This is a genomic window from Pseudomonas sp. P4_C3 (assembly GCF_056402075.1).
This window is the reverse complement of sequence record NZ_JBFUIC010000203.1, coordinates 1-8,441: the sequence shown is the minus strand read 5'-3', so window position 1 is coordinate 8,441 and position 8,441 is coordinate 1. Positions and strand designations below refer to the sequence as shown.

6 protein-coding genes and 1 pseudogene are annotated in these 8,441 nt (G+C 58.5%); all 7 read left to right on the top strand.

From position 1 onward, the window contains the following. Nucleotides 1-896, top strand: a pseudogene (locus AC1DVH_RS22865) (2-oxoglutarate dehydrogenase E1 component); the annotation flags it as partial. Nucleotides 897-938: 42 nt separating this feature from the next. Then, entirely contained in the window at nucleotides 939-2,156 is a 1,218-nt protein-coding gene (gene odhB, locus AC1DVH_RS22860) for a 2-oxoglutarate dehydrogenase complex dihydrolipoyllysine-residue succinyltransferase (protein WP_477755728.1), read from the top strand. 97 nt (nucleotides 2,157-2,253) lie between these two features. Continuing rightward, the gene (lpdA, locus tag AC1DVH_RS22855) at nucleotides 2,254-3,690 is read left to right on the top strand and encodes a dihydrolipoyl dehydrogenase (RefSeq protein WP_477755727.1); all 1,437 of its coding nucleotides are present in this window, start codon (nucleotides 2,254-2,256) and stop codon (nucleotides 3,688-3,690) included. A 198-nt stretch (nucleotides 3,691-3,888) separates the two neighbouring features. Beyond that, nucleotides 3,889-5,055, top strand: a complete 1,167-nt coding sequence (gene sucC / locus AC1DVH_RS22850; RefSeq protein ID WP_007919879.1) for an ADP-forming succinate--CoA ligase subunit beta — start codon at nucleotides 3,889-3,891, stop codon at nucleotides 5,053-5,055. Continuing rightward, nucleotides 5,055-5,936, top strand: a complete 882-nt coding sequence (gene sucD / locus AC1DVH_RS22845; protein WP_007919877.1) for a succinate--CoA ligase subunit alpha — start codon at nucleotides 5,055-5,057, stop codon at nucleotides 5,934-5,936. The genes sucC and sucD overlap by 1 nt, the downstream gene beginning before the upstream one ends. Before the next feature lie 417 nt (nucleotides 5,937-6,353). Further along, nucleotides 6,354-7,667, top strand: a complete 1,314-nt coding sequence (brnQ, locus tag AC1DVH_RS22840) for a branched-chain amino acid transport system II carrier protein (protein ID WP_477755726.1) — start codon at nucleotides 6,354-6,356, stop codon at nucleotides 7,665-7,667. A gap of 301 nt (nucleotides 7,668-7,968) precedes the next feature. Then, on the top strand, nucleotides 7,969-8,441 hold a 473-nt coding region (locus AC1DVH_RS22835; protein ID WP_477755725.1), incomplete at its 3' end, for a DUF599 domain-containing protein.

The following is an 8,441-nucleotide window of genomic DNA, read 5'->3' as shown; positions in this document are numbered from 1 at the left end:
CCTACATCCCGCTGCAGAACCTGTACGACGGTCAGCCGCGTTTTGACCTGTACGACTCGTTCCTGTCCGAAGAAGCGGTACTGGCGTTCGAGTACGGTTACTCGACCACCACGCCGAATGCCCTGGTTATCTGGGAAGCCCAGTTCGGCGACTTCGCCAACGGCGCCCAGGTCGTTATCGACCAGTTCATCACCAGTGGCGAGCACAAGTGGGGCCGTCTGTGCGGTCTGACCATGCTGCTGCCGCACGGTTATGAAGGCCAGGGTCCGGAGCACTCCTCGGCTCGTCTGGAGCGTTACCTGCAGCTGTGCGCCGAGCACAACATTCAGGTGTGCATGCCGACGACGCCGGCTCAGATCTACCACTTGCTGCGCCGTCAGGTGATTCGCCCGCTGCGCAAACCATTGGTAGTCCTGACTCCGAAGTCGCTGCTGCGCCACAAGCTGGCCATCTCGACGCTGGAAGATCTGGCCGAAGGTTCGTTCCAGACCGTTATCCCGGAAATCGATGCCCAAGACCCGAAAAAGGTCGAGCGCATTGTTCTGTGTAGCGGCAAGGTCTACTACGACCTGCTGGAAAAACGCCGTGCCGAAGGTCGTGACGACATCGCCGTCGTGCGTATCGAGCAGCTGTACCCATTCCCTGAGGACGACTTGAATGAAGTCCTGGCTCCTTATACCAACCTCAAACATATCGTTTGGTGTCAGGAAGAGCCGATGAACCAGGGTGCCTGGTACTGCAGCCAACACCACTTGCGTCGCAGCGTCGGCAACCTCAACAAGTCTCTCGTACTCGAGTACGCGGGCCGTGAGGCTTCTGCTGCACCTGCATGCGGTTACGCATCGATGCACGCCGAGCAGCAGGAACAACTGCTGCAAGACGCCTTTACTGTTTAACGCCTTCGCGCACCTGAAACCGAATTTAAGGAACCACAGATAATGGCTATCGAGATCAAAGCCCCCACTTTCCCGGAATCGGTTGCCGATGGCACCGTTGCCACCTGGCACAAACAACCGGGCGACGCGGTCAAGCGCGACGAACTGATCGTCGACATCGAAACCGACAAAGTCGTGCTGGAAGTGCTGGCTACCGCTGACGGCGTGCTGGGCGCTATCGTCAAGAACGAAGGCGATACCGTTCTGTCTGACGAAGTGCTGGGCTCCATCCAGGCTGGCGGTGCTGCTGCTCCAGCTGCTGCCGCTGCTCCGGCTGCTGCCCAGGCTGCTGCTCCAGCTGCCGAAGGCGAAGACGATCCTGTTGCTGCTCCAGCTGCCCGCAAACTGGCTGAAGAGAACGGCATCAACATCGCTTCCGTTGCCGGCACCGGCAAAGGCGGTCGCGTGACCAAGGAAGACGTGGTTGCAGCCGTTGCTGCCAAGAAAGCCGCTCCGGCTGCCGCGCCTGCCAAGGCTGCTGCACCTGCCGCTGCTGCTCCGGTGTTCGCTGCTGGCGAGCGCATCGAAAAGCGCGTACCGATGACCCGTGTGCGGGCCACCGTTGCCAAGCGCCTGGTTGAAGCTCAGTCGAACATGGCGATGCTGACCACGTTCAACGAAGTCGACATGACCGAAGTCATGGCGTTGCGTTCGAAGTACAAGGATCTGTTCGAGAAGTCCCACAACGGCGTACGCCTGGGCTTCATGTCGTTCTTCGTGAAAGCAGCTACCGAAGCGCTGAAGCGCTTCCCGGCTGTCAACGCGTCGATCGACGGCGGCGACATCGTTTACCACGGCTACGCTGACGTCGGCGTTGCAGTTTCCAGCGATCGCGGCCTGGTTGTACCGGTTCTGCGTAACGCCGAACTGATGAGCCTGGCTGAAATCGAAGGCGGCATCGCCACCTTCGGCAAGAAAGCCCGCGACGGCAAACTGTCGATGGACGAAATGACCGGTGGTACTTTCACCATCACCAACGGTGGTACTTTCGGTTCGATGATGTCGACTCCGATCGTCAACCCGCCACAAGCCGCCATTCTGGGCATGCACAACATCATCCAGCGTCCTATGGCCATCAACGGTCAGGTCGTTATCCGTCCGATGATGTACCTGGCACTGTCCTACGATCACCGTCTGATCGATGGCAAAGAAGCTGTGACCTTCCTGGTGACCATCAAGAACCTGCTGGAAGATCCGGCTCGTCTGTTGCTGGATATCTGATCGAAGCAGCCATGAGCTGCAAGTCGAGCTGTCGGAAAACCCGCAGCCTGGCTTGCCGCTCGCGGCTTGAAGCTTTTCGCTAAAGAGGATTTTTTGAATGTCGCAGAAATTTGACGTAGTAGTGATCGGTGCGGGCCCTGGCGGTTACGTGGCTGCCATCAAGGCCGCGCAGCTTGGTCTTTCGACGGCCTGCATCGAGAAGTACACCGACAAGGAAGGCAAACTGGCTCTGGGCGGTACTTGCCTGAACGTCGGCTGCATTCCATCCAAGGCCCTGCTGGACAGCTCCTGGAAGTACAAGGAAGCCAAAGAAGGCTTCGCGATCCACGGTATCAACCACGCTGGCGTGACCATGGACGTGCCAGCAATGGTCGGCCGCAAGGCCACCATCGTCAAAGGCCTGACTTCCGGTGTCGCCACCCTGTTCAAAGCCAACGGTGTGACATCCATTGAAGGTCACGGCAAGCTGCTGGCCGGCAAGCAAGTTGAAGTCACCAAGCCGGACGGCTCGGTAGAAATCATCCAGGCCGAGAACGTGATCCTGGCTCCAGGCTCGCGTCCGATCGACATTCCGCCGGCTCCGGTCGACCAGAATGTGATCGTCGATTCGACTGGCGCCCTGGAATTCCAAACCGTTCCAAAACGTCTGGGCGTGATCGGCGCTGGCGTGATCGGTCTGGAACTGGGTTCGGTCTGGTCGCGTCTGGGTGCAGAAGTGACTGTCCTGGAAGCCCTGGACACCTTCCTGATGGCCGCTGACGCCGCCGTTTCCAAGGAAGCGCTGAAAACCCTGACCAAACAGGGTCTGGACATCAAGCTGGGCGCTCGCGTCACCGGTTCCAAAGTGAACGGCGACGAAGTCGTGGTGAACTACACCGATTCCAACGGCGAACAGAACATCACTTTCGACAAGCTGATCGTAGCCGTTGGTCGCCGTCCGGTGACCACTGATCTGCTGGCTGCCGACTGCGGCGTGACCCTGGACGAGCGCGGTTTCGTGCACGTTGACGATCACTGCGCCACCACCGTACCGGGCGTTTACGCCATCGGCGACGTGGTTCGCGGCATGATGCTGGCGCACAAGGCCTCGGAAGAGGGCATCATGGTTGTCGAGCGCATCAAGGGCCACAAAGCCCAGATGAACTATGACCTGATCCCTTCGGTTATTTATACTCACCCGGAAATCGCGTGGGTTGGTAAAACCGAGCAGGCCTTGAAAGCTGAAGGCGTTGAAGTTAACGTCGGTACCTTCCCGTTCGCAGCCTCTGGCCGTGCCATGGCTGCCAACGACACCGGTGGTTTCGTCAAGGTCATCGCAGATGCCAAGACAGACCGCGTACTGGGCGTCCACGTGATTGGCCCAAGCGCTGCAGAACTGGTTCAGCAGGGCGCGATCGGTATGGAATTCGGCACCAGCGCTGAAGACCTGGGCATGATGGTTTTCTCCCATCCGACCCTGTCTGAAGCCTTGCACGAAGCTGCTTTGGCAGTGAATGGCGGCGCCATCCACATCGCCAACCGCAAGAAGCGTTAATAGATAATAAGAAACCACGGCGGTTTGGCCCGTCGTGAGCCTTGCATGCAAGACTCACCGCGGAATATCCGCTGGACGCAGTCTTGCATAGCTGCACCGGGTATCCGGAAAGGCTATGCAAGCAGCAGTCACAGGTGGTGCGGCACTTGAATGAGTGCAGCACCGAATGCGCAGTACCTAACGAAGACGGTAATAAGCATGAATCTTCACGAGTATCAGGGTAAGCAGCTGTTCGCTGAGTACGGCCTGCCAGTTTCCACCGGTTACGCGGTAGACACCCCGGAAGCAGCAGCAGAAGCTTGCGACAAAATCGGCGGCAGCGAGTGGGTTGTCAAAGCCCAGGTCCACGCCGGTGGTCGCGGTAAAGCGGGCGGCGTTAAGCTGGTTCGCAGCAAAGAAGACGCCAAAGCATTCGCTCAACAGTGGTTGGGCAAGCGTCTGGTGACTTACCAGACTGATGCCAATGGTCAGCCAGTCACCAAGATCCTGGTTGAATCGTGCACTGATATCGCTAAAGAGCTGTACCTGGGCGCTGTCGTTGACCGTTCGAGCCGTCGCATCGTGTTCATGGCTTCCACCGAAGGTGGCGTGGACATCGAGAAAATCGCTCACGACACCCCTGAGAAAATCCTCAAGGCCACTATCGATCCACTGGTTGGCGCTCAGCCATTCCAGGGTCGCGAGCTGGCATTCCAGCTGGGTCTGGAAGGCAAGCAAGTTGCTCAGTTCGCCAAGATCTTCGTAGGTCTGGCCAAGCTGTTCAAGGATCACGACCTGGCTCTGCTGGAAGTGAACCCGCTGGTGATCAAGGCTGACGGCGATCTGCATTGCCTCGACGCCAAGATCAACATCGACGCCAACGCCATGTACCGTCAGCCTAAGCTGAAGACTTTCCACGATCCGTCGCAAGACGATCCGCGCGAAGCGCACGCTGCCAAGTTCGAACTGAACTACGTAGCGCTGGAAGGCAACATCGGTTGCATGGTCAACGGTGCTGGCCTGGCCATGGGTACCATGGACATCGTCAACCTGCATGGCGGCAAACCAGCCAACTTCCTCGACGTGGGCGGCGGTGCTACCAAGGAACGCGTTACCGAAGCGTTCAAGATCATCCTGTCCGACACTAACGTCGCTGCAGTACTGGTCAACATCTTCGGCGGCATCGTTCGTTGCGACATGATTGCCGAAGGCATCATCGGCGCTGTGAAAGAAGTCGGCGTGAAAATCCCGGTTGTTGTTCGCCTTGAAGGCAACAACGCTGAGCTGGGCGCTAAAGTACTGGCAGAAAGCGGTTTGAACATCATCGCTGCTACCAGCCTGACCGACGCTGCTCAACAAGTTGTCAAAGCTGCGGAGGGCAAATAATGAGCGTCCTGATCAATAAAGACACCAAAGTTATCTGCCAGGGTATTACCGGTTCGCAAGGTAGTTTCCACACCCAGCAAGCCATCGAATACGGCACCAAGATGGTTGGCGGCGTAACTCCAGGCAAAGGCGGCACCGAGCACCTGGGCCTGCCAGTGTTCAACACCGTGAAAGACGCTGTAGCTGCCACTGGCGCCACCGCCAGCGTGATCTACGTTCCGGCTCCTTTCTGCAAGGACTCGATCCTGGAAGCTGCCTTCGGCGGCATCAAACTGATCGTGTGCATCACCGAAGGCATTCCTACCCTGGACATGCTGGACGCTAAAGTTAAGTGCGACGAGCTGGGCGTAGTCCTGATCGGTCCTAACTGCCCAGGCGTGATCACTCCAGGCGAATGCAAGATCGGCATCATGCCAGGTCACATTCACTTGCCAGGCAAGGTCGGTATCGTTTCCCGTTCCGGCACCCTGACCTACGAAGCTGTGAAGCAGACTACTGACGCCGGTTTCGGTCAGTCGACTTGCGTCGGCATCGGTGGTGACCCGATCCCGGGTTCGAACTTCATCGACATCCTGAAGCTGTTCCAGGAAGACCCGAAGACCGAAGCGATCGTGATGATCGGTGAGATCGGCGGTTCGGCTGAAGAAGAAGCGGCTGCCTACATCAAGGCACACGTGACCAAGCCGGTTGTTTCCTACATCGCTGGTGTGACTGCTCCTCCGGGCAAGCGCATGGGCCATGCTGGCGCAATCATCTCTGGCGGCAAAGGCACTGCAGACGAGAAATTCGCTGCTCTGCAAGACGCAGGCGTTAAAACCGTGCGTTCGCTGGCAGACATCGGCAAGGCCCTGGCCGAGCTGACTGGTTGGGCTGTCAAGTAAGCCTCGCGCTTGGCTGACGCTTCACCAGACAAAGGCCACCTTCGGGTGGCCTTTGTCATTTCCGGGATTTATGTGTTGTTTGGCAGGGCCCCATCGTCGGAACGCCGCCCGGAGCAAGCTCGCTCCCACAGTTGACCGCATTCCAATGTGGGAGCGAGCTTGCTCGCGATGACGGACTTACAGGCCCCACCCATTTACATGCAGAAACGCGACATAGAAGTGTCGTAGATCGGAATGTTCGCCCTCTAACAGTGCGTTTCTGGTCCAAATTCGTTAGTCTACGCGCCATTTTTGCGTCTGCGGCCCACAAGGCAGCAACGCGCTAAAAGGGTTGGTCTTATACGGACCGACAGCATTTCCCTCACCCATAGGGAAATCCCTCTCTAAATTCCGATTCAGTAGTGTGGTATTTCCTTAATGAAAGTGTTGAAAGGCCAGGACATCCTGGCACTTGGTTTTATGACGTTTGCCCTGTTCGTCGGGGCTGGCAACATCATCTTCCCGCCTATCGTCGGTTTGCAGTCCGGTCCCAATGTCTGGATGGCGGCGCTGGGCTTTCTGGTCACCGCGGTTGGTCTGCCGGTGATCACCGTTGTGGCGCTGGCCAAGGTCGGCGGTGCAATGGATGCCTTGAGCAGCCCGATCGGTAAAGTCGCCGGTGGCCTGCTGGCGGCTGCGTGCTACCTCGCTGTTGGCCCGCTGTTCGCGACGCCACGTACCGCCACGGTATCGTTCGAAGTGGGCCTGGCGCCGCTGACCGGCGAGAGCCCGCTGGCGTTGTTCCTCTACAGCTCGGTTTACTTCCTGCTGGTGTTCTTCATTTCGCTGTACCCGGGCCGTCTGTTGGATACCGTAGGGCGCTTTCTCGCGCCGCTGAAGATCATCGCCCTGGCCGTGCTGGGCATTGCAGCATTCGCCTTGCCGGCCGGTGACATTGGCCAAGCCACGCCTGAATACGTGGCGGCGCCGTTTTCCCAAGGCTTCATCAATGGTTACCTGACCATGGATACCCTGGGCGCCCTGGTGTTCGGCATCGTCATCGTCAATGCCATCCGCTCCCGCGGCGTCGAGTCGCCTGCACTGATCACCCGTTACGCGATCATTGCCGGTCTGATTGCCGGTGTGGGTCTGGCGCTGGTTTACGTCAGCCTGTTCCGTCTGGGTTCGGGCAGCCATGAGGTGGCCGCTGGCGCTAGCAATGGCGCGGCGGTATTGCATGCTTACGTGCAGCACACCTTCGGTTCGCTGGGTAGTGGTTTCCTTGCCGTGCTGATCTCACTGGCGTGCCTGGTGACCGCGGTCGGCCTGACCTGCGCCTGCGCCGAGTACTTCAGCCGTGTACTGCCACTGTCCTACAAGACGCTGGTCATCATCCTTGCTGCATTCTCCCTGCTGGTGTCCAACCTGGGCCTCACCAAGCTGATTGCGTTCTCGATCCCGGTGCTCACCGCGATCTACCCGCCATGTATCGTTCTGGTGGCGTTGAGCTTCTGCAAGGACTTCTGGCATGAGCAGGGTCGTATCCTCGGCCCGGTCATGCTGGTGTCGTTCATCTTCGGCCTGATCGACGCCCTCAAGGGTGCAGGCCTGGCGGACTGGATGCCGACGCAAATGGCCCACCTGCCGCTGAGCGAGCAGGGTCTGGCCTGGCTGGTGCCGTCGGTGATGACACTGGTGGTCGCGGTAGTTTGCGATCGTCTGCTGGGCAAGCGCGCCGAAGCCTTGGCTTAAGTCGCTTCACGACCCGCCACAAGCGGGTTCTGAGCAGAAACAGAAATGCCCCGTATCAATCGATACGGGGCATTTTTTATGGGGTTGAGGCAGTGTCTTTTTTTCTGGGCTAACGTCGAAAGTCTGCCAAACCCATTGTAGGAGCAGCCGGTCGACGCTCGATTGCTCGCGAAGAACCTGTAAGCAACGCGCTTATCCAGAAATCACGTGCCATAGTTCACGATCTTCGCGAGCAATCGAGCGTCGACCGGCTGCTCCTACAAGGGGTTGTGTACACCGCAAATACATCACAAGGACCTGCATGTCGTTCATCCAAGCCAACCTGATCCACATTCTTGCCGCTATCTGGTTCGTTATCTGCTGGGGCGGTTACACCCGCTATGCCACATGGAAGGGCCGTGATACGGCGTGCCTGGCCAGTGTTCTGCACCTTTATCGCGAAGACTGGATGCGCCGCATGCTGCTGCGCGACAACCGCATCGCCGATGCCAGCGTGATCGGCAACCTGGAGCGCAATGCTTCGTTCTTCGCCTCCAGCACGCTGATTATCCTGGCGGGTATTCTCACGGTGCTCGGGGCTTCCGAGCGGGCGGTTTCGTTGCTGGCAGATATCCCGATGGTGCAACAGGCGTCCCAAGGCATGTCGGAAATCAAGTTGCTGTGCCTGGCGCTGGTGTTTGTCTATGCGTTCTTTACCTTTAGCTGGTGCATGCGTCAGTACAACTTCGCGGCCATCCTGGTGGGCTCGGCACCCATGGTCGGTGAGCGTCATGT